The following is a 21112-nucleotide window of genomic DNA, read 5'->3' as shown; positions in this document are numbered from 1 at the left end:
TGTTTTGCCGCCCTTATTCGTCGACGACGCGCAGCCTGAGCCGGCTGGAGGCCGGACCGTCCACGGAAGAGGTTTCCTCGTCCCCCGTCTTCTCCCCCTGCAGCGCGCCGAGCTCCAGCGCCTCGATCCTGGCGCCGCGCTTGGTGACCTTGTCGGCGGAGGTCAGGATCATTTCCACGTCCTTGTTGGCCTGCAGGAAATGGCCTTGGAGCTTGCGCACGCGGTCGTCGAGGCGGGAGACGTCCTGCATCAGGCGCACGACCTCGGCCTGGATGAGATGGGCCTGCTCGCGCATGCGGGCGTCCTTCAATACGGCCTGGATGACCTGGATCGACAGCATCAGAAGCGAAGGCGACACGATGACGACGCGGGCGCGATGGGCCTTCTGCACCAGCGCCTCGAAATTCTCGTGGATCTCGGCGAAGATCGATTCCGACGGTACGAACATGAAGGCCGTGTCCTGGGTTTCGCCGGTCAAAAGATACTTTTCGGCAATCGCCTTGACATGCACCTCCACGTCGCGGCGGAAGGACTGCTCGGCCTGGCGGCGGGCCTCGGGCGAGCCGCCCTCACCTTCGGCCGCGGCGCGGATGGCATTCCAGGATTCCAGCGGAAACTTGGCGTCGATCACCAGCGACGGCGCGCCATTGGGCATCTTGACGAGGCAGTCGGGCCGGCTGTTGTTGGAAAGGGTCGCCTGAAACTCGTAGGCCGTGTGCGGCAGGCCATCGGCGATGATCGCTTCCATCCGCGACTGGCCGAACGCGCCGCGCGTCTGCTTGTTCGACAGGATCTGCTGCAGTTGCACGACCTGGCCGGCCAGCGACTGGATGTTGTTCTGGGCGGTGTCGATCACCGCCAGGCGCTCCTGCAGCCGGGCGAGATTTTCGTGGGTCGATTTGGTCTGCTCGGTGATCGAATGGCCGAGGCGCGACGTCATGCCGTCCAGGCGCTCGGAGATCGACTTCGTCATCTCCGCCTGGCGCTGGCCGAAGACCTCGGCAATCGTGCCCATGCGGCCCTGAAGCTCGGCCTGCGCCTTGGCAAGGTCGGCCAGGCGCGCCTCCGCCTCGCGGGCGCGCTCGGCAGCCTCGACCGCCGCAACGGCGCGGGCCGAGGCCCCGCGCCAGATACCCGCGACAAGCAAGGCCAGCAGCAGGAGCACGATGCAGGCGCCGGCGGCCGCCAGATGGCCCAGCGTCAGCGTGGTCGCGCCCAATTGCGCGACCGGCGAGGAAAACAGCGAGATCGTGTCGTTCATGGATGGAGCCTATCCGATTCGCGGGTGCATCATAAGACCAAAACGTGAACAATGTGCGGTACGCAGCCAGGGCGATTGCGAGGTTCCTTCCCCACAAGGAGGAGAGATTGGGCGAGCGCTCCATGGTCCCCTCCCCCTTTTGGCAGGCTATCGCATAAGGAAGCGCCTGCTCCCCCACTCCGTCTCGGCCTCCGGCCCAAGAAGTGGGGGAGAGGAAGGGCGCCTAGCGTCTTAGCCGGCGTTTCCTCTCCCCCGTTGCGGGGGAGAGGTGGAACGCGAAGCGGGACGGAGTGGGGGAAGGCGCCGACATATGCGATGGCCCTGGCGCGCCGCGCTTTCATATTGACGGCAAGTCCGGGAGCCATTACCTGACGCGCATGACGATCCGACCGCTGATAGTCCTTCCCGATCCGCTGCTGCGTGAGGTTTCCAAGCCCGTGGAGCGGGTCGACGATGCGCTGCGCAAATTCGCGCGCGACATGCTCGACACCATGTATGACGCGCCCGGCATCGGGCTGGCGGCGATACAGGTGGGCGAGCCGCTGCGCATGCTGGTGCTGGACCTTGCGGAAAAGGACGAGGAGCCCCAGCCGCGGGTGATCATCAATCCCGAGATCGTCGCCAGCTCCGATACGCGCAGCGTGCATGAAGAAGGTTGTCTGTCGATCCCCGACTATTACGCCGAGGTGGAGCGCCCGGGCGAGGTGACGGTGAAATATATCGACCTCGACGGCAAGGAGCAGACGGTCGAGGCCGACGGCCTTCTGGCCACCTGCCTGCAGCACGAGATCGACCATCTGAACGGCGTGCTCTTCATCGACCATCTGTCGAAGCTCAAGCGCGACATCGTCGTGCGCAAGTTCAAGAAACTTGCGAAGGACCGGCCGCCTGCCCGCATGGCGGGATGAAGCGGCTCAGCCGGGACACTCTCAGGGGGGTGCGGGCATGCCCCTTCGCCTGATTTTCATGGGAACGCCGGATTTCTCGGTCCCGATGCTTACTGCCCTGGCCGATGCCGGGCATGAGATCGCCGCCGTCTACACACAGCCGCCGCGGCCGGCCGGACGGCGCGGGCTGGAGCTTACGAAATCGCCCGTGCATCGCGCGGCGGAGACGCGCGGCCTTAAGGTGCGCACGCCGAAATCGCTGAAGGGCGCGGAGGAGCAGGAGGCTTTCCGGGCGCTTGAGGCCGATGCGGCCGTCGTGGTCGCCTATGGGCTTTTGCTGCCGAAGGCCATTTTGGAGGGCACCCGGCTCGGCTGCTTCAACGGCCACGCATCGCTGCTGCCGCGCTGGCGGGGGGCCGCTCCCATCCAGCGCGCGATCATGGCGGGCGACCGGGAGACCGGCATGACGATCATGAAGATGGACGAAGGGCTCGACACCGGACCTGTCGCGCTGGAAGAGCGCGTCGCCATCGGCCCGGACATGATTGCGGGCGAATTGCACGACCGGATGATGGGGGTCGGTGCGGGGCTGATGGTCGAGGCCATGGAACGGCTGGAACGGGGGGCGCTGACCCTGACGCCGCAGCCTCAAGAAGGCGCGACCTATGCGAAGAAGATCAGCAAGGAGGAGACGCGGGTCGACTGGACCCGGACCGCGCCGGAAGTGCACAACCATATTCGCGGCCTTTCGCCGTTTCCGGGAGCCTGGTGCGAAATGCCCATCGGCGGGAAGGCCGAGCGGGTGAAGCTGCTGCGGTCGGTCGTCGCGGAAGGCGCAGGCGAACCGGGCCTGGTGCTGGACGATGCGCTGACCATTGCCTGCGGTTCGGGTGCCTGTGGTTCGGGTGCCTGCGGTTCGGGCGCCGTGCGCCTTGTGGAAGTGCAGCGCGCGGGCGGCAAGCCGGTCGATGCTGAGAACTTCCTGCGCGGCGCCAAGCTGGCCGCCGGCGCGAAGGTCGGATAGGATGACAATCGTTCACTCCGCGCCCTGCGCTACCCCCTCTGCCCTGCCGGGCATCTCCCCCTCAAGGGGGGAGATCGGCTCTTCATCGACGTTTTCGCTTCTTCTTCGACGCGTGCGCGCAGGGCGCGGCGGACAATCGCAACCGTAGACCCAACCAGGCCATGCCGCGCTATCGTATCGATGTAGAGTATGACGGGAGCCCCTATGCCGGCTGGCAGCGCCAGGCGGGGCAGCACACGGTGCAGGAGGCCATCGAGAACGCCATCGAGGGCTTTTGCGGCGAGCGCATCACCCTGAACGGGGCCGGCCGAACCGATGCCGGCGTCCATGCCCTGGGCCAGGTCGCGCATTTCGACCTGTCGCGCCTGTGGAAGGGAGCAACGGTCCGCGATGCGCTCAACGCGCATCTGACGATGGCCGACGAGGCGGTGGCGGTGCTGGAAGCGGCGGTGGTGGACAACAGTTTCGATTCCCGCTTTTCGGCCAAGGGAAGGCAGTACCTTTATCGCATCATGAACCGACGCGTTCCCGCGCCGCTGGAACGCGATCGCACGTGGCACGTCAAATACCATCTCGACGAACATGCCATGCACGAGGCGGCGCAGCGGCTGGTGGGCCATCACGACTTCACCACCTTCCGCGCCGCACAATGCCAGTCGAAAAGCCCGGTCAAGACGCTCGACGGGCTATCGGTGACGCGGGAGGGCGACGAGGTTCACGTGCGGGCATGGGCCCGCTCGTTCCTGCACAACCAGGTGCGCTCCCTCGTCGGCACGCTCAAGCGGGTGGGCGAAGGCGCGTGGAGCGCCGACGACGTGACGGCAGCGCTGGAGGCCCGCGACCGCGCCGCCTGCGGACCCGTCGCACCGGCACACGGGCTCTACCTGGTCAAGGTCGACTACTGAGGCCTCAGGCGCCGGGCGGGCGCATCCGCGCCCTTGGCTTGCGCGCCAAACGGCGCGGCCTGCGGTCGCGGGCTCCATGGGTCATCAAGAATGACCCATGGTATGAGCCGCCGCGCGGGCCTTCGACGCCAGTCCTTCCGGAACCTTCCACTCCCCGGTCACGGCCGGCTGGACGGGACGCTCGAAATAGGTCGACAGGACGACGTAGCTGCGCGTGGCCACCACGCCGGGCGTCGCATAGAGCTCGGCCAGGAGGCCTTCGAGCGCATGGGTGTCTTTCGCGCGCACCTTGAGCAGCATGCAGGTATCGCCGGCCACCGAATGGATTTCCTCGACCTCCGGATGCCTGGCGATAGCCATGAGCTCCGGCGTCTTGCCCCAGCCGCTCGTGTCGACATGGACGAAGGCCAAAAGCGGCTTGCCCACCGCGTCGGGGTCGATGCGCACGCAGGTGCCCGTAATGGCGCCGCTCTGCCTCAACCGCTTGACCCGCTCATGGGCCGCGGGCGCGGACAGGCCGACCGCGCGCCCGAGCTCCGCGTAGCTGACCGTCGCGTCTTCAACCAGAACACCTAATATTTTTCGGTCCATCGCATCCAGAGATGGGTGTGCTGCCGCCCTTCGCTGAAAGCTGTCTGTTTTTTCTACCATTCTGCATTTTCCAGTTGTTGCCTAACTTCGTTCAGCCATTATGCCATTATGTCGATCCATCTTAAAGCCAGTTCGATTTCCGAACCGGGACCGGCGGCCGCGCCCATCCCGGCGACCGTGTATGTGCTCACCGGGGCGATCGCCGTCATCGGTTGCAACTCGCTGGTCCTGTCGCCGATCGCGCCGGACGTCGCCGCAGCGTTCGGCGTTCCGGTGCCCGCGGTGATGGCCGGCACCGGCGCCTTCGGGCTCGGGACCGCCGGCAGCGCGCTCCTTCTGGCGCGCCATATCGACCGTGTCGGCGCATGGCGCATCCTGCGGCTGGCTTTCGCACTTCTGGCGGCGGCGCTGGCGCTGAGCGCGGCCGCGCCCGCCGTTCCGGTGCTCGTGGCGGCGCAGCTTGCGGCAGGCATAGCCGTCGGCTTGTCCTTGCCTGCGATCTATGCCAATGCGGCAGCCATTGCCCCGCCCGGCCGCGAAAGCCGCACCGTCGGCATCGTGCTGACGGGTTGGACCATAAGCATGGTGGCCGGGGTTTCGCTCTCCGCCGTGCTGGCCGACATGCTGAACTGGCGCGCCGTCTTTGCGGTCGTCGCCTGCCTCGCGCTGCTGGGACTGGCCGCGCTCATCATGGGCGGGCAGGAGGACCGGAAGGCTTGCGCACCGGCGACATCGCCGCTTGCCGCCCTTGCCACGCCGGGCCTGCTGCCGCTTCTTGCCGCCAACGGCGCGTTCATGACCGCCTTCTACGGCACCTATTCCTATCTGGGCGATCATCTGCACCAGTCGCTCGGCCTGCCGCTCAGCGCCGGCGGCCTCACCACGCTTGCCTACGGCCTGGGCTTCGGCGCGGCGGCCTTCCTCGACCGGGCGGGCGGCCGGGTGCCGGCGCGGATGGCCCTTCCGATGGCCTTCTCGCTGGTCCTGGCGGTCTATGTGCTGCTCAGCCTGACCGCGCATGTCTATGCGGCGCTGCTGGCGGTGGCATTCGTCTGGGGCGTTGCCAACCATCTCGGACTCAACCTGCTCATCGTCCGGCTGACGGCGATCGATCCGGCAAGGCGCGGCGGGATTCTCGGCCTCAACAGCGCCGTCACCTATCTTGCGGCATTCGCCGGGTCCGTGGCGTTCGGGCCGCTCTACCTGACGGGATCGTTTCCCGACCTGGCCCTTGCGGCGGCCGTGCTGATGGCTGTCTCCGTCGCGGCGACATGGCCGCGCGGCGCAGATCAGAACGTGAGGCCGAGCAGCGACTGAAGCGTGAGAAGGGCGGCGACCGACGCGGCGAACATGGAGAAGAAGACGGCGCTGCCCATCGCGGGGCCCTTGTCGATCACCGCCGTGGTGAGCCGCCAGGACAAGAACAGCGTCACGACGAACAGGACAAGCGCCAGGAGATCGGCCGCACCGTCGCCGGCGGGGAAGAACAGCCGCATGATGGCGGCGGGCGCGAGCAGCCAGGCAAAGAGCGCCGAAGCCCAGTTGCTGGCGACGACATAATGCACGAAGCGGTCGGCAATGCCGGCCGGCCGCGCGACAGCGGCCAGAAGGCCCAGCGGGATCAGCCAGGCGCCGATATCGGCCAGGAACAGGCGGACCAGCAGGCCGAACCGGACATCGGCTCCGACGTCGCCCGCGACATCGTTGGCAATGCCGACCCAGCCGACCATCAAGGGCGGGAACGCCACCAGGATGGCGAAAAAGGAGTTCCAGAAGCCGTCGGCCGACAGGTCGAGCCACCGCACCCCGTCGGGCCGGCCCATCATCAACCGCCAGACGCCGGCCATATATTGCTGTATTTCGACGCCGGTGGGCATGGGCTAGCCAAACCAGTCTTCGAGGAAGCGCAGGTAGATCCGCGTCAGGGTTTCGAGGTCCGAAAGCGCGACGCGCTCGTCCACCATGTGCATGGTCTGGCCGACGAGGCCGAATTCCACGACGGGGCAGTAATCCTTGATGAAGCGCGCATCCGAGGTGCCGCCGGAGGTGGACCGTTGGGGCCGCCTGCCCGTCACGGCCGCCACGGAGGCGGCGAGGGTTTCGACCAGCCTGTCGTCGCGGGTGAGGAAGACCGGGCTGGGCCGGTCCCGCCACTCGATATCGAAGGCGACGGGGGTATCGCGGCCCGGCCGAAGCCGCAGCGAAGCAGCCGCGCGGTCGAGCCGGTTGTGGATTTCGGCCTGCAGGCTCTCGGGCGTCCAGCGATCGTTGAAGCGGACGTTGAAAGACGCCACGGCGCGGCCGGGGATCACGTTGACGGAGGGATTGCCGATATCGATGGAGGTCACTTCCAGATTGGTCGGCTGGAAGTCGGCCGTGCCTTCGTCGAAGGCCGGCTCCAGCAGCGCCTCGACGAGCATCAAGAGGCCGCGCACCGGGTTGTCGGCCAGGTGCGGATAGGCGACGTGACCCTGCCGACCATGGACAATGAGCGTGCCGGAAAGCGAGCCGCGTCGGCCGATCTTGATCATGTCTCCCAGCGCATCGGGATTGGTGGGCTCGCCGACCAGCGCCGCATCCCACGCCTCGCCGCGCTCCCTCGCCCATTCGAGCAGCTTGACCGTGCCGTTGACGGCGGGGCCTTCCTCGTCGCCGGTGACGAGGAAGGAGACCGAGCCTGCGGGCGCACCGTGACGTTCATGATAGCGGGCGAGCGCGGCGACGAAACAGGCGATGCCGCCCTTCATGTCGACCGCGCCCCGGCCGAACATGTGGCCATTGGCGATTTCGGCGGCGTAGGGCGGATGGGTCCAGGCGGCCTCGTCGCCCGGCGGCACCACGTCGGTGTGGCCGGCGAACATCAGGTGCGGTCCTTCCGCGCCCACCCTGGCATAAAGGTTCTCGATATCGGGCGTGCCGTCTTCCTTGAAGACCGGGCGCTCGATCTTGGCGCCAAGGCGCTCCAGCATCGCCGAAAGCACGCCCAGCGCGCCGGCATCAGCCGGCGTGACGGAGGGGCAGCGGATAAGGGCGGCGAGGTTTGCGGCGGGGTCGGTCGGCAATGTCATGGTGAGAGGGATATTCCAAAGGGGAGCGCCTGTCACCCGTCCGGCGGCGCGTTGGTATGCTCGCCATATTCGTTTGGCCCATCGTCGCCGGGATAAAGGCACAGGATGATGAAGGCCAGAATCGAGACCATGGGGATGAAAAGCGTCACGGCGAAGATGCCCGGCTTGCCGAAATCGTGAAGCCGCTTCACCCCGAGCGCCACATAGGACCAGACGGAGAGGAAGAACACGGCCCAGAAAAGCGTCGCCCATACCGCGCTGGCGCCGCTCTCTTCAGGGGCCAGCGTGAAGCGGTAAAGGGCGAAGGCCTGGAAGATCGCCAGAAGCAGGCCGGCCAGAAAGTAGGCCATGCGGCTGACGCGGCCGGAAAAGCCGAAAAAGAGCCAGGAAATCTGCCTGCGTGTCATAGCCTCCCCACTTTTCGGGATATGGCGCTGGCGTCAGTCGCGCAGCAACTCGTTGATCGACGTCTTCGACCGGGTCTTCTCGTCCACGCGCTTGACGATGACGGCGCAGTAGAGGCCGGGGCCCGGCTCGCCATTGCCCATGGGCTTGCCCGGCATCGTGCCGGCGACGACGACCGAATAGGGCGGGACCTCGCCGTAGGAGACTTCGCCCGTGGCGCGGTCGACGATCTTGGTCGACTTGCCGATATAGACGCCCATGCCCAGCACCGAGCCCTCGCGCACGATGCAGCCTTCCACGACCTCGGAGCGGGCGCCGATGAAGCAATGGTCCTCGATGATGGTCGGTCCGGCCTGCATGGGCTCCAGCACGCCGCCGATGCCGACGCCGCCGGAAAGATGCACGTTCTCGCCGATCTGCGCGCAGGAGCCGACGGTGGCCCAGGTGTCGACCATCGTGCCCTTGCCGACATGGGCGCCGAGATTGACGAAAGAGGGCATGAGCACCACGCCCGGCGCGATATAGGCGGAACGGCGGACGACGCAATTGGGCACCGCGCGGAAGCCGGCTTTTTCGAACTCGTTGGCGCTCCAGCCGTCGAACTTGGAGGGAACCTTGTCCCACCAGACCGAATCGTCGGGGCCGCCCTTGATGATCTGCATCGGGTTCAGCCGGAAGGAAAGAAGCACCGCCTTCTTGAGCCACTGGTTGACGGACCACGCGCCGTCGGCCCCGCGTTCGGCGACGCGGGCCTGGCCGCTGTCGAGCAGGTGCAGCGCGGCCTCGACCGCTTCGCGGACCTCGCCGCGGGTATCAACCGTGATGCCATCACGGTTGTCGAAGGCTTCTTCGATGGTCTTTTCCAGGGCGGCGATGTTCGTTTTCGTCATATTTCGTCCCGCTACACGCGCAATTAAGGGGAAGCCCGCTAGTTTCTTCAGGGAAGCCTTGAGCCGGCGCGGAACCTATGCGAAGCGCCCGAGGGGGTCAATCGATGGTTACGCGCCGGGCCGATCAGCACCCGGCGCGCCAAGACGGGAAATCATGCGCGATGGACGCAAACGACAAAAATGGCTGGACGCCGCTGCCGCATTCGGACGAGGACCTGAAACGGGCGCGCAGCGTGCCGGATACGCCGCAGACCCGCTCCGACACCTACCGGCTGGCCTGGGACGACGAGGATTTCATGACCCGGCGCGAGCTCAGGCCGGTGCGCCTGCAGCTCGAACTGCTGAAGCCGGAACTGGCGCTGGCCGAGCGCGGCATCCGCTCCACCGTGATCCTGTTCGGCGGGGCGCGCATCCCGGAGCCGGGCGGCGAGGCATGGGCGGCCAAGAACGATGTGCAGAAGGACAATCTGCTGAAAAACAGCCGCTATTACGAGGAAGCGCGCAAGTTTGCGCGGCTGTGCTCGGAGCAGTCGGCCAAGAGCTATTACCGCGAATATGTCGTCGTGACCGGCGGCGGCCCCGGCGTGATGGAGGCCGGCAACCGGGGAGCGGCCGATTGCGGCGCGCCGACGATCGGCCTCAATATCGTCCTGCCCCACGAACAGGCGCCCAATCTCTACGTGACGCCGGAGCTTTGCTTCAATTTCCACTATTTCGCGATCCGCAAGATGCATTTCATGATGCGGGCGAAGGCGGTGGCGGTGTTTCCCGGCGGCTTCGGAACGATGGACGAGCTTTTCGAATCGCTCACGCTGATCCAGACCGGGCGCATGGAGCGGATGCCGGTGATCCTGTTCGGCAAGGCGTTCTGGAAGCACGCCATCAACCTGCCCTACCTAGCTGAGCAGGGCACCATTTCGCCCGGCGACGACGAGCTGATCACCTTCGTCGACACGGCAGAGGAAGCCTGGGCGAAGGTGGCGGAGTTTTACGAGTTGTAGGGGTTATGGGCGGTTGTGATTTACCGCTGCGCTCCCTCGCCCCCCTCTGTCCTGCCGGACATCTCCCCCTCAAGGGGGGAGATTGGCTATGACGGCCGGTTTCGCCAATCTTTTAAAGATCAAGCGAAACATCGATGCAGAGATGATCTCGCCCCTCGAGGGGGAGATGTCCGGCAGGACAGAGGGGGGGCGAGGGAGCGCAGCGGTGGATCGCGATTGTAGAACCAGCGCGCCAATGCCGCAGGCGGGGTGCTGGCGTCCGGGCGGCGGGCGCGCTATTCGTTGCGCATGAGCAAGGCGCGCAGACAACCAGGCTGGTTTGCCACGCTTCGGCGGGACCGGGCGCTTTTTGCCGCGCTGGCGGTGCTGCTGCTGTTTGCCGGCACGCTGCAGCCGCTGGCGGCGGCCAAGGCGGCCCGGTTTGCCGGTCTCGACATATTGTGCAATCCGCTGAACATGGCGGACAAGCCGGAGCATGGCCGGGGCGGGCCGGAATGCCCGCTCTGCCCCGCCGGCCACCTGTGCGCGACGGGCATGGGCATGGATGCCCGCGCGGACGCTCCGATGTCCGTTGCCGACCGGCCCGGCGCGCGGCTTCCCGCCCCCGCACGCGGCCATGCGGCCGAGGGCGCCAGCGCCGGGGCGCCGCCCTCCATACGCGGGCCTCCCTTTTCGACGTGAAACGTCCGGCATGGCCGGCGCGACCCACAAAGCACATCGAAAGGATTATCGAAATGTACCGCAATGTCATTGCCGCCGCGGCGGCGGCTTCGTTTTTCACCTATCTCGTACCCACGGCTTCGGCGCATGTATCGCTCCAGCAGGACCAGGCCGCGCCGGGCCCGTTCAAGGCCGTGCTGGGCGTTCCGCATGGCTGCGACGGCCAGCCCACGACGGCGGTGAGGGTTCAGCTTCCCGAAGGCTTCGTCGGCGCCAAGCCGATGCCGAAGGCCGGGTGGACGATCGACATCGAACAGGGCGACTACGCCAGGACCTATACGCTGCACGGCAGGGAGGTCGGTTCCGGGCCTGTCGCCGTCACCTGGAAGGGCGGCTCGCTGGACGACGGCCACTATGACGAGTTCGCCCTGCGCGGCACGCTTGCCGGTGTCGAGGAAGGCCAGCGGCTCTTTTTCAAGACCGTTCAGACCTGCGCCGAAGGCAAGGCCGAATGGGTGGAGGAGCCTGCGCAAGGCCAGGATTCCCATTCGCTCGAAAGGCCGGCTCCCGCGCTGACCATCCTGGCGGCGGAGACGGCCGGCCATCAGCATGAGGCGACCGTTTCCGCCGGCGCGCTGGAAATCGCGGCCCCATGGGCGCGCGCCATGCTGCCGGGCCAGCCCACGGGCGGCGCCTATCTGGACATCGTGAACACGGGCGAAAGCGCCGACAGGCTGGTTTCCGTGCGCTCGCCGCGGGCCGGCAAGGTGGAAATCCACACGATGAAGGTCGTCAACGAGGTGATGACCATGCGGCCCGTCGAAGGGGGGCTGGAAATTCCCGCCGGCGAGCGCGTCGAGCTGAAGCCGGGCGGCCTGCATCTCATGTTCATGGACGTGGAAGAGCGGTTCGAGGAGGGCCAGACGGTGCCGGTGATCCTGGAATTCGAGAAGGCCGGCGCGGTGGAGATGGACCTTCCGGTGAAGCCGGCCAGCGCCGGCCGGGGCGAAGCCCACCAGCACTGACGGCGCTCGTTTCGGCATTTCACCGAAACCGTGAAACGACTTCCGGGGCCGGTTTTGTCGCCGGCCCTGGAACGCCCGGCGCAAGATCGGCGTTACAGCGCCGTGCGTCCATCCGGACGTATCAAGGCCGTCGAGGCAAGGAGGCTCCGCCATGCCCAAAACCGTTCCCGACAAGGACGTCATGAACAAGCAGCAGGCCAAGGATCTCGGCCACGCCACCAAGTCGCAGCCCGAACAGGCCAAGGATGCCGAGAAGGAGACGGCAACCGAGCGGATCGAACGTGACACGCGTGCAAACCGCGCGATCGGCTCGGCGATGTATGGCGACAAGAAGACGGCGGCGACGGAACGCAAGCTCGAACGCGCCGCCGAGCGCAACGACCGAGCGCGGCGCGGCAGGTGAGGCCTACCGCTTGTCCTGAAGGATGGTGCGCAGGAAGACGGTGAGATCGTCGGTCACGAAATCGACGTCGTCCTCCTCATAGGGATCCTGCTCCCATATCTCGGTGAAGGTCGGCTCGAAATTCTTCGGCACGATCAGCACCGTGGTCATGCCCAGCGCCTTGGGCACGCGGAGATTGCGGGCCAGATCCTCGAACATCACGGCGTTCGAGCCGACCACGGCATGCAGGTCGACAAATCGGTCATAGGTCGCCTTTGAAGGCTTGGGCTCCAGCCCGGCGGCGACGATGTCGAAAATATCCTCGAAATGGTCGAGCACGCCGAGCTGCCGGGCCGCGCGTTCGGCATGGTTGCGGTCGCCATTGGTGAAGATAAACTTGCGGCCGGGCAGAGCGCTTATCGCCTCGCCCAGCTCGGGGTTCGGATCAAGCCAGGAATAGTCGATGTCGTGGACCTTTTCCAGGAAATCGTCCGGGTCGACGCGGTAGGCCTCCATCAGCCCCTTCAACGTCGTGCCGTGGTCGCGGTAAAGCTGCTTCTGAAGCGCCCGCGCTTCATCGCGGGGCATCGACAGGAGTTCGGAGACATAGGCCGTCATCTTCACGTCGATCTGCGAGAACAGATCGCTGTGATGGGGATAAAGCGTGTTGTCGAGATCGAAGACCCAGTCGGTGACGTGGGCGAATCTGGATGGATCGGGGCGGTTGGTCATGGCTCCTTATGGCAGATTTGCACCTGCTGCCTCAAACTTTAAGTAAGTCGGAAAGGAAGCGGCAAAGGAGCTTTGTCATGTTGCGCCCGCATCGGGAGTGCAGCATGAGGAAAGTGTTCTTTCACGCCTCGGTTTCGACGGCCGTATCGATCCTGGCGTCTGTCGCCATCGGCTGGATGGCATTGACAGTGCTCGGCCGCGAAATGGATTCGGCGGCTCTTGCGATGTGCATCCTGTGCCCCACCGCGATTGCCTTTCCGGCGAGCGCCTACACCTACAATCAAAGGCGCAGGGTGGCCGATGCCCATGAGAGGCTGCGGGCCGCCCACCGCGAACTGACCGACGTGCACCGCGAACTCGCCGAAAGAGCGCGCCTCGACAGCCTTACGGGCCTCCTCAACCGGGGCGCCTTCATCGAGGCGGTCGAGGGGTCGGAAGGCGCCGGAAAGGCGGGCTCGCTGCTGATCGCCGACGCCGACAATTTCAAGCAGATCAACGACCGCTTCGGGCATCTGACGGGCGACGAGGCGCTGCGCCGGATCGCCTCGGCGATCGGCGGCTGCACCCGGCGGACGGATCATCGGGGGCGGCTGGGGGGCGAGGAGTTCGGCATATTCCTCGTCGAGGCCGACCTCAAGGAGGCGTCCAAGGTGGCCGAGCGAATCAGGAAAGCCGTCGAAGAGGCCGGCTTTGCCGCGCCCGACGGCAGCCTGGTGCGGCTTACCGTCAGCATCGGCGTCGCGACCGCCGAGGCGGGCGCCACGTTCACCGAGCTGATGAGCGTGGCCGACAAAAGGCTCTACGAGGCCAAGGCCAAGGGCCGCAACATGGTCATTCTCCCGCCCCAGGCGACGGCGGCGTGATTCCCGCGGGACCTGCCATATTATTGTCGCGCTTCTTGCCGCCAATGAACCCCTGATCCAACTGACGGGAGAGCGCCGTGCGGGGCACAACGCATTCGGCCGTGGGCATCATGCTCGCGGCGTTTTTCTGGCCCCTCGGCGCACAGGCCCAGCCGGCGCCCAGCTTCGAGGCGGAGTGCGGCGCGCTGCGGGAAAAGCTGGCGCAGCTCCAGCCCAAGGACGACGAGTTGATCGTGATCGACGTCGTCGGTTCGCTGACCATGGTCGAGCATGACGGAACGCTGGGCTATATGGCGGCGTGCGAGGCGCCGGATCCGCAGGTTCTCTGCATCACATACCGGATCAACGACTACAAGGTCGGCGACCGGGTGATACTGAGCGGCGGGCTGAACGTGATCGACGAGGACCATATCCGGCTCGACCCCTGCCTGCATTATCCGCCGGAGCCGCAATAGGCCGCCCCCGGTGCTGGTGTTGCGCCGGACCTGCAACGGGGGTAATCCGGGCACGCCTTCCGCCCGTTCTCCCGGACTTCTGCATGGAACTTTGGATCCCCATCACGATTGTCGCCGCCTTCCTGCAGAACCTGCGGTCGGCCGCGCAGAAGCATCTGAAGGGCGTGATGGGCACGACCGGGGCAACCTTCGTGCGGTTCGGCTTCGGCCTGCCGTTCGCGGCGCTGTTCCTCGCGCTGCTTCATCTGGCGGCCGGCTACCCGCTTGCCCGGCCCAATGGCGGCTTCCTTGCCTGGGTCGTCGTCGGCGGGCTGACGCAGATCGGCGCGACGTTTCTTCTGATCCATCTGTTCTCGTTCCGCAACTTTGCCGTGGGAACGGCTTATTCGCGCACCGAGCCGGCGCAGGCGGCCGTTTTCGGGCTGATCTTCCTCGGCGAACTTGCCGGCGCCGGCGCGCTCGTCGCCATCGCCATCACGGTGCTCGGCGTGATGGCGATCTCGGTGGCCCATGTGCCGATGAGCTGGCGCAACCTGCTCGCCTCGCTGGTCAGCCGCAACGCGCTGATCGGGCTTGCTTCAGGCACCTTGTTCGGCGTAGCGGCGGTGGCCTACCGCGCCGCCTCCCTGTCGCTCGGCGGCCCGAATTTCATGATGCAGGCGGCGACCACGCTGCTGTTCACCATCTTCTTTCAGACGGTGGTCATGCTCGGCTGGATCGTGTGGAAGGAACGGGCGGAGCTGGCGCATATCGCCAAGGCCTGGAAAGCCTCGCTCTTCGTCGGCCTCGTCGGCGCCTCGGCCTCGTTCGGGTGGTTCGCGGCGATGACGCTGCAGCAGGCGGCGGTGGTGAAGGCGCTGGCGCAGATCGAGATGATCTTCACCTTCGCCTCCACGGTCTATTTCTTCCGGGAGAAGATCAACGCGACGGAGGTGGCAGGCTGCGCCTTGATCGTGGCGGGGATCATCGTGCTGGTGCTGGTCTGACGCGACAGTCTGTCAGGGAACGATCAGCGTGCCGGCGCCGTGCTCGGTGAAGAGTTCCAGCAGCACCGAATGGGCGGTCTTTCCGTTGAGGATGACGACGCCCTCGACGCCGCGCTCGATGGCTTCGATGCAGGTTTCCACCTTGGGGATCATGCCGCCGGAGATGGTGCCGTCCCTGATGAGGGCGCGGGCTTCGGCGACGGTGAGCTCGTCGATGAGCTTCATGTCCTTGTCGAGGACGCCCGGAACGTCGGTCAGGAACAGAAGGCGCGAGGCCCTGACGGCGCCGGCGATGGCGCCGGCGAAGGTGTCGGCATTGATGTTGTAGGTGTGGCCGTCGCGGCCGGGCGCCACGGGGGCGATTACCGGGATCATCTCGGAACGCGCCAGGAGGTCGAGCAGCGTGCGGTCCACCTCCACCGGCTCGCCGACGAAGCCCAGATCGAGCACGCGCTCGATGTTGGAATCGGGGTCGGTAACGGTCTTGTGGGCCTTTTCGGCGAAGACCATGTTGCCGTCCTTGCCGCACAGGCCGATGGCCCATTCGCCCTCGGCGTTGATCAGGGCGACAATCTCCTTGTTGATGGAGCCGGCCAGCACCATCTCGACGATCTCGACGGTCTTGGCATCGGTGACGCGCAAGCCGCCTTCGAACTTGGATTCGATGCCCATCTTCTTGAGCATGGCGGCAATCTGCGGGCCGCCGCCATGGACGACGATGGGATTGACGCCGGACTGCTTCAAGAGGGCGATGTCGCGGGCGAATGCCTGGCCGAGCATCGGGTCGCCCATGGCATGGCCGCCATACTTCACGACGACCGTCTTGTTCTCGTAGCGCTGCATATAGGGCAGCGCCGCAGAAAGAAGGCGCGCCTGCGCTTCGGCCGTTCCCGCAATATCCGTCATCAGGCAGCTCCCAAGCATTGATGAGGACGATGTCGGTCGAACCGTCCCCCAGCCCATCTCCTCGTCTGAGCATGATCTTTTTCGAGAACCGGCGCCCCGCTGCCGGGATCATGCTCCAGACCGCCCGTCTCTTATCGCATTCGCGCGCCGGCGCAAACGGATTGTCGCGGCCAGGGCACGGGGCGGGCGGGCATTGCCAATATGGCGGCGAACTGTATCTTGGCAGCCATGGGGTCGGACGACATCACCAAGCTCATATTCCGGACCGCCTTGCGGGATCGCACATCCTTCGACCAGCTCTACAGCCGGACGAGCGCGAAACTATTCGGGGTGTGCCTGCGTATTTTGCGGGACAGGGCGGAGGCCGAGGAAGCGCTGCAGGAAGTCTATGTCAAGATCTGGACGAAGGCGGACCGGTTCTCGGCTTCGGACCTCAGTCCGATGACCTGGCTCGTGGCCGTGGCGCGCAATCACGCGATCGATCGCGTCCGCGCCCGCCGGCGGCGCGGCAGCGGACTTGACGAAGCGATGGATGTGCCGGACGACGGGCCAACTCCCGAGGCGCAGGCGATCGCCAGCGGCGAGCGCCGGCTTATCGATGGCTGCCTCGGCGAATTGGAGGACGACCGGGCAGCGGCCGTGCGCGGCGCCTATCTCAACGGCGACAGCTACTCCGAACTGGCGGAGCGCTTCGGCGTACCGCTGAATACGATGCGAACCTGGCTCAGGCGCAGCCTGGCCAAATTGAAGGAATGCCTGGAACGATGACGCCGGTCGACGACCATAGGCCATACAGGGAGGAGGACGACCTCGTCGCCGCCGAGTATGTGCTTGGCGTGCTTCCGGCCGACGAACGGGCGGCGGTGGCCGGGCGGATCGAGGCAGAACCCGCATTTGCCCAGCTGGTCGAGGCTTGGGAAGCCAAGCTTTCGCCGATGGCGGACGGATTCGAGGAAGTCGCCCCGCCGGGCGCGGTGCGCGAGGCCCTGCAGCAACGGCTGTTCGGGCAGGCAGCGCGCCAGCAACCCGGCGCGCTGGCGCGGATGTGGCAAAGCGTTTCGGTGTGGCGGGCGGCGACGGCGGCAGCCGCGGCGGCGCTCCTTGTCCTTGCCGCCGTCACGTTGATGGAGGCCCCTGCCCCCGACGCGGACGAGCGGTTCGTCGCGTCGCTGTCCGGCGAAGGAAGCGAGGTCCATTATTTCGTCGTTTACGACGCGCGGACGCAAGACATCGGCCTTTCCCATGTCACCGGCGCCCGTCCGGAAGGGCGGGATTTCGAGCTGTGGGTGATCGACGACGGCCAGCCTCACTCGCTGGGCGTCATCCCGGAAGGAAGCAGCGTGCATGTGGCCGTCGGCGAAGCGCTCCAGGCCGCCATCGACGACGATGCCGTTTTCGCGATCACGACCGAGCCCCCGGGCGGCTCGCCCAGCGGCGCGCCTACCGGACCCGTCGTGGCGCAAGGCGCCCTCAATCCGATCTGAGCGCCGCCAAAGCGTTTTCTTCACGCGCATTTTTTTCGGTTCTCCTGAAACTCTTCCGTCGTCGCCTCCGTGTCTCCCTGTGTCTCCAAGAACGGAGCACAGGAACAATCAGGGAGTTACCGACATGAAGAAGCTCGTTTCATCCATTCTCGCCGGCACTGCAGTCCTCGCCCTTACCGGGGCAAGCATGGCCGACAATCCCATGGTCGGCGGCGCGGCCATGTATGCGGACAAGAATATCATCGAGAATGCGGTGAATTCGGCCGATCACACCACGCTGGTGGCCGCGGTCAAGGCTGCAGGCCTCGTCGAAACGCTGTCCGGCGACGGCCCGTTCACCGTCTTCGCCCCGACCAATGCCGCCTTCGAGAAGCTTCCCGACGGGACTGTCGAGACGGTGCTGAAGCCGGAGAACAAGGAACTGCTGACAACCATTCTGACCTGCCACGTGGTGGGAGCGGAGGCAATGTCCGGCGCGATCGGCAAGATGATCGCCGATGATGGCGGCACGCACCCGGTGGAGACGCTTGGCGGCTGCACGCTGCAGGCCAAAATGGATGGCGACAAGATAACCCTGACCGATGAGAACGGGAACGTGGCGACCGTCACCATTGCCGATGTCGACCAGTCGAATGGCGTCATCCACGTCATCGACACCGTGCTTCTGCCCAAGCAGTAAGCCTAACGCGGTGGCCGGGCGATCATCTTCTCCGCCCGGCCATCACGGCCCATTGATTTGCCGTAGAGCGACCCCGTAGCTAGATTCAGGGCCAGTGAAGGAGTGCAAGACATGAAACGCAGACATTTCCTCTATGCCGGAGCGGGCGCGGGCGTCGCCATTGCGGGTGGGGCGTTCGCGTTTCGCGGCAGGCCCGGCTACAGCGCCATGGCGAGAAGCTTCGAGATCACCAAGACCGAAGCCGAGTGGCGGAAAATCCTGAGCGAACAGCAGTTCGCCGTGATGCGCCAGGAGGTGACGGAGCGGCCCTATACGAGCCCGCTGCTCAAGGAGAAGCGGGCCGGCACCTATGATTGCGCCGCCTGCGCGCTGCCGCTCTACGCATCGGAGGCCAAGTACGATTCGGGCACCGGCTGGCCGAGCTTCTACGAGGCGCTGCCCGATGCCATCGGCACCAAGGACGACAACACGCTGTTCATGACGCGGACCGAATGCCACTGCCGGCGCTGCGGCGGGCATCTCGGCCATATCTTCGACGATGGCCCGCCGCCGACGGGGAAGCGTCACTGCATCAACGGCGTGGCGCTGACATTTTCGCCGAAGACGGCGTAGCGGGAGGCGCCTACCCCTCGATCGCGCGCAGAATGGTGGCTCGCAGGTTCTCGACGCCTTCGCCTTTTTCCGACGAGGTGGCGATGAGTTCGGGGAAGGCGGCAGCCCGCTTTTTCAGTTGGGCCAGGGTCTGGTCGACCAGCTTGACGACGGCCGGAGGCTTGATCTTGTCGGCCTTCGTCAGCACCACCTGATAGGACACGGCGGCCTGGTCGAGCAGGTCCATGACCTCCTCGTCGATCTTCTTGATTCCGTGGCGGGCGTCGATGAGCAGGTAGACTCGCTTGAGCGTCACGCGGCCGCGCAGATATTCGAAGACGAGCTTGGTCCAGGCGTCCACCTGTTCCTTGGGGGCCTTGGCGAAGCCGTAGCCGGGCATGTCGACCAGCGCCATGGGCGGCAGGTCGCCGGGCTCGCCGCTGTAGCCGTCGGGGACGAAATAGTTCAGTTCCTGCGTGCGGCCTGGGGTGTTGGACGTGCGCGCCAGCCCCCGCTGGCGCACGAGCGCATTGATGAGCGAGGATTTGCCGACATTCGACCGGCCCGCGAACGCGATCTCGGGCGGACCTTCCGGCGGCAGGAACTTCATCGAGGGCACGCCGCGAATGAAGATCCAGGGCTGGGAAAAAAGGCGGCTTTCGGTCGTGTCGCCCATGCCCCTATCGCTTGGGCCCCTGTCGCTCGATCTGCTCACGCCGTCTCTCCTGCCGGTGATATCGTCAACGCACGCGAACTCGCCTGCCGCCCGCATGAAGCGGGAAAACGATGCGTCCAGCCTAGGCCATCAATGCTTGGCTCTCCTTTGTCAACCGGCAATGCGCGTCAGGCCGCGGCCTCAAGGCGCGCGATGTCGTTGCCGCGGATGGCGTCGAGATTGCGGGTGATCTTGTCGGCCGGCCAGTCCCACCAGGCGATGGCAAGCAGCCGCCGCACCGTGTCGCCGTCGAAACGGTGCTTCACGATCTCGGCCGGATTGCCCGCGACCACCGCATAGGGCGGCACGTCGCGGGTGACGACGGAGCGGCCGGCGACGATGGCGCCGTCGCCGATGGTGACGCCGGGCATGACGATGGCTTCCATGCCTATCCAGACATCGTTGCCGACGACCGTGTCGCCGCGCATTTCGCGGCGCCAGGTTTCCGGGTCGAAGCCTTCCTCCCAGCCCTGGCCGAAAATGTTGAACGGGTAGGTCGAGAACCCCGAAAGCACATGGTTGGCCCCGTTCATGATGAAGCGCGCGCCCTCGGCGATGGCACAGAAGCGGCCGATGATGAGGCGGTCGCCGATGAACTCGTAGTGATGCAGGACGCACTTCTGGACGAAAAGGTCGGGGCCTTCGGGATCGTCGTAATAGGTGTATTCGCCGATTTCGATGTTCGGCGCGTCCACGAGCGGCTTCAGAAAGCCAACGCGCGGATGGAGATATATGGGATGCTTGATCTCGGGCTTTGGCCCGTTTTCGGTTTTCGGTCCGTACATGGAAACCTCCACGATCAGCAATCGAGGTGACTATCTCGGCAGCGCCCGACCCGCTCGAAGGGCGCTTCCTGAAAAGCCTCTACTTGATCATCGAATGTCTCCCCAACGGTGCCGGCCGACGCCTGTCTTGCGAGCGCGGGGAGCTATCCTACAGCATCGGCCCGAAAATCGGAATCGATTTTCGGGAAGCACGATGCGTAGATTCAATGGTTTACAGCGTCCTTTGTGCGTCTTGAAAGACGCACGGCGCTCTAGCGCAGCCCGATGCAGCCAGCAATCAGACGCGCCGCACGGGGCGGCGGCCTGCAGGCGTTCCAGGCGGAGCGACCGAACACGCTTCCGCCGCCGCGATTGCCGTTGCCCCGGATGGGTCAGCCTGGCGAATCGATCACCCAGGTGACGCCGAAGCGGTCCGTCGCGAGGCCAAAGCCTTGCGACCATGGCTGCGGGCCGAAGGGCATGATCACGGTTCCGCCATCGGAAAATGCCTCGAACATGCGACGGGCCTCATCGACGGAATCGGCCGAAACGGTCACGCTGTAGCCCTTGCGGCCGGAAAAATCCTGCATGTCCTGACCCATCAGCCCCTGATCGCCGATGTCGATCCAGGCATGGAGAATGCGATCCAGACGATCCTCGGGGACGCCTTCCGCCATTCCGGGCATCTCGCGATGGCTTATCATCGCGCGTATCTTGCCACCCAGAATGTCGGCATAAGCGGTAAACGCCTCGCGGCAATCGCCGTCGAAATCGATGTTGGCAACGACTTTCATGAGACCCTCCTCACTCGATCCGTGCAGCGGACATAGCACGGCAT

26 protein-coding genes are annotated in these 21112 nt (G+C 65.7%); 15 read left to right on the top strand and 11 right to left on the bottom strand.

Features of this window, described 5'->3' with window-relative positions; genetic code table 11:
* Positions 1-13: 13 nt before the first annotated feature.
* Positions 14-1261, bottom strand: a complete 1248-nt coding sequence (locus NTH_RS14870) for a DNA recombination protein RmuC (RefSeq protein ID WP_338530739.1) — start codon at positions 1259-1261, stop codon at positions 14-16.
* Between the two features lie 377 nt (positions 1262-1638).
* Between NTH_RS14870 and def the strand changes: the two genes are divergently transcribed.
* From def to truA, 3 genes are all read left to right on the top strand, one after another.
* Positions 1639-2169: a peptide deformylase gene (def, locus tag NTH_RS14865; RefSeq protein WP_338530738.1), complete on the top strand. Its 531-nt coding sequence runs from the start codon at positions 1639-1641 to the stop codon at positions 2167-2169.
* Between the two features lie 37 nt (positions 2170-2206).
* Entirely contained in the window at positions 2207-3172 is a 966-nt protein-coding gene (gene fmt, locus NTH_RS14860) for a methionyl-tRNA formyltransferase (protein ID WP_338530737.1), read from the top strand.
* A gap of 161 nt (positions 3173-3333) precedes the next feature.
* Positions 3334-4077: a tRNA pseudouridine(38-40) synthase TruA gene (truA, locus tag NTH_RS14855; protein WP_338530736.1), complete on the top strand. Its 744-nt coding sequence runs from the start codon at positions 3334-3336 to the stop codon at positions 4075-4077.
* A gap of 84 nt (positions 4078-4161) precedes the next feature.
* Here the strand turns inward: truA and NTH_RS14850 are convergent, their stop codons facing one another.
* The gene (locus NTH_RS14850; RefSeq protein WP_338530735.1) at positions 4162-4728 is read right to left on the bottom strand and encodes an Lrp/AsnC family transcriptional regulator; all 567 of its coding nucleotides are present in this window, start codon (positions 4726-4728) and stop codon (positions 4162-4164) included.
* Between the two features lie 48 nt (positions 4729-4776).
* Here NTH_RS14850 and NTH_RS14845 point away from each other — a divergent pair, with 48 nt between their 5' ends.
* Positions 4777-5985 (top strand): MFS transporter, encoded by a 1209-nt coding sequence (locus tag NTH_RS14845; protein ID WP_338530734.1) that lies wholly within the window; start codon positions 4777-4779, stop codon positions 5983-5985.
* On the opposite strand, the gene NTH_RS14840 is transcribed toward NTH_RS14845, so the two are convergent.
* The 4 genes from NTH_RS14840 to dapD are packed head-to-tail and all read right to left on the bottom strand — an operon-like array spanning position 5958 to position 9031.
* Positions 5958-6545 (bottom strand): transporter, encoded by a 588-nt coding sequence (locus NTH_RS14840; protein ID WP_338530733.1) that lies wholly within the window; start codon positions 6543-6545, stop codon positions 5958-5960. The genes NTH_RS14845 and NTH_RS14840 overlap by 28 nt on opposite strands.
* 3 nt (positions 6546-6548) lie before the next feature.
* Positions 6549-7736 (bottom strand): succinyl-diaminopimelate desuccinylase, encoded by a 1188-nt coding sequence (dapE, locus tag NTH_RS14835; RefSeq protein ID WP_338530732.1) that lies wholly within the window; start codon positions 7734-7736, stop codon positions 6549-6551.
* A 32-nt stretch (positions 7737-7768) separates the two neighbouring features.
* A complete protein-coding gene (locus tag NTH_RS14830) occupies positions 7769-8143 on the bottom strand; it encodes a DUF805 domain-containing protein (protein ID WP_338530731.1) in 375 nt (124 codons plus the stop codon).
* Between the two features lie 33 nt (positions 8144-8176).
* Positions 8177-9031, bottom strand: a complete 855-nt coding sequence (gene dapD, locus NTH_RS14825; RefSeq protein WP_338530730.1) for a 2,3,4,5-tetrahydropyridine-2,6-dicarboxylate N-succinyltransferase — start codon at positions 9029-9031, stop codon at positions 8177-8179.
* A 161-nt stretch (positions 9032-9192) separates the two neighbouring features.
* Between dapD and NTH_RS14820 the strand changes: the two genes are divergently transcribed.
* The 4 genes from NTH_RS14820 to NTH_RS14805 all read left to right on the top strand — a co-directional run bounded on the left by NTH_RS14820 (position 9193) and on the right by NTH_RS14805 (position 12120).
* Entirely contained in the window at positions 9193-10032 is an 840-nt protein-coding gene (locus tag NTH_RS14820; protein ID WP_338530729.1) for an LOG family protein, read from the top strand.
* A gap of 288 nt (positions 10033-10320) precedes the next feature.
* Positions 10321-10713, top strand: coding sequence for a hypothetical protein (locus NTH_RS14815; protein ID WP_338530728.1), 393 nt, complete (start codon positions 10321-10323; stop codon positions 10711-10713).
* 53 nt (positions 10714-10766) lie between these two features.
* On the top strand, positions 10767-11717 hold the full coding sequence (locus NTH_RS14810; protein WP_338530727.1) for a DUF1775 domain-containing protein: 951 nt from the start codon (positions 10767-10769) through the stop codon (positions 11715-11717).
* A 151-nt stretch (positions 11718-11868) separates the two neighbouring features.
* Positions 11869-12120, top strand: coding sequence for a hypothetical protein (locus NTH_RS14805; RefSeq protein WP_338530726.1), 252 nt, complete (start codon positions 11869-11871; stop codon positions 12118-12120).
* 3 nt (positions 12121-12123) lie between these two features.
* On the opposite strand, the gene NTH_RS14800 is transcribed toward NTH_RS14805, so the two are convergent.
* Positions 12124-12831, bottom strand: a complete 708-nt coding sequence (locus NTH_RS14800; RefSeq protein ID WP_338530725.1) for a pyrimidine 5'-nucleotidase — start codon at positions 12829-12831, stop codon at positions 12124-12126.
* 104 nt (positions 12832-12935) lie between these two features.
* Between NTH_RS14800 and NTH_RS14795 the strand changes: the two genes are divergently transcribed.
* From NTH_RS14795 to NTH_RS14785, 3 genes are all read left to right on the top strand, one after another.
* Positions 12936-13694: a GGDEF domain-containing protein gene (locus NTH_RS14795; protein ID WP_338530724.1), complete on the top strand. Its 759-nt coding sequence runs from the start codon at positions 12936-12938 to the stop codon at positions 13692-13694.
* Between the two features lie 77 nt (positions 13695-13771).
* The gene (locus NTH_RS14790; RefSeq protein ID WP_338530723.1) at positions 13772-14149 is read left to right on the top strand and encodes a hypothetical protein; all 378 of its coding nucleotides are present in this window, start codon (positions 13772-13774) and stop codon (positions 14147-14149) included.
* An 83-nt stretch (positions 14150-14232) separates the two neighbouring features.
* On the top strand, positions 14233-15135 hold the full coding sequence (locus NTH_RS14785; RefSeq protein ID WP_338530722.1) for a DMT family transporter: 903 nt from the start codon (positions 14233-14235) through the stop codon (positions 15133-15135).
* A gap of 12 nt (positions 15136-15147) precedes the next feature.
* On the opposite strand, the gene argB is transcribed toward NTH_RS14785, so the two are convergent.
* Positions 15148-16041: an acetylglutamate kinase gene (gene argB / locus NTH_RS14780; protein WP_338530721.1), complete on the bottom strand. Its 894-nt coding sequence runs from the start codon at positions 16039-16041 to the stop codon at positions 15148-15150.
* A 228-nt stretch (positions 16042-16269) separates the two neighbouring features.
* On the opposite strand from argB, the gene NTH_RS14775 reads away from it, so the two are divergent.
* The 4 genes from NTH_RS14775 (at position 16270) to msrB (ending at position 18816) form a co-directional block, all read left to right on the top strand.
* Positions 16270-16809 carry a sigma-70 family RNA polymerase sigma factor gene (locus NTH_RS14775; protein ID WP_338531925.1) on the top strand — a complete coding sequence of 180 codons (540 nt, stop codon included), beginning with the start codon at positions 16270-16272 and terminating at the stop codon, positions 16807-16809.
* Positions 16806-17525, top strand: coding sequence for an anti-sigma factor (locus NTH_RS14770; RefSeq protein WP_338530720.1), 720 nt, complete (start codon positions 16806-16808; stop codon positions 17523-17525). Before NTH_RS14775 ends, NTH_RS14770 begins: the two co-directional genes overlap by 4 nt.
* Positions 17526-17649: 124 nt before the next feature.
* Positions 17650-18204 (top strand): fasciclin domain-containing protein, encoded by a 555-nt coding sequence (locus tag NTH_RS14765; RefSeq protein WP_338530719.1) that lies wholly within the window; start codon positions 17650-17652, stop codon positions 18202-18204.
* Between the two features lie 111 nt (positions 18205-18315).
* Complete coding sequence (gene msrB / locus NTH_RS14760) at positions 18316-18816, top strand: peptide-methionine (R)-S-oxide reductase MsrB (protein WP_338530718.1); 501 nt, start codon at positions 18316-18318, stop codon at positions 18814-18816.
* Positions 18817-18826: 10 nt separating this feature from the next.
* Here the strand turns inward: msrB and yihA are convergent, their stop codons facing one another.
* The 3 genes from yihA to NTH_RS14745 all read right to left on the bottom strand — a co-directional run bounded on the left by yihA (position 18827) and on the right by NTH_RS14745 (position 21068).
* Positions 18827-19471 (bottom strand): ribosome biogenesis GTP-binding protein YihA/YsxC, encoded by a 645-nt coding sequence (gene yihA / locus NTH_RS14755; protein ID WP_338531924.1) that lies wholly within the window; start codon positions 19469-19471, stop codon positions 18827-18829.
* A gap of 167 nt (positions 19472-19638) precedes the next feature.
* Positions 19639-20295, bottom strand: coding sequence for a CatB-related O-acetyltransferase (locus NTH_RS14750; protein ID WP_338530717.1), 657 nt, complete (start codon positions 20293-20295; stop codon positions 19639-19641).
* 371 nt (positions 20296-20666) lie between these two features.
* Positions 20667-21068: a VOC family protein gene (locus NTH_RS14745; RefSeq protein WP_338530716.1), complete on the bottom strand. Its 402-nt coding sequence runs from the start codon at positions 21066-21068 to the stop codon at positions 20667-20669.
* Positions 21069-21112: the final 44 nt, after the last annotated feature.

It is taken from the genome of Nitratireductor thuwali (assembly GCF_036621415.1).
GTDB lineage: Bacteria > Pseudomonadota > Alphaproteobacteria > Rhizobiales > Rhizobiaceae > Chelativorans > Chelativorans thuwali.
This window is presented reverse-complemented; position numbering and strand designations above follow the sequence as displayed.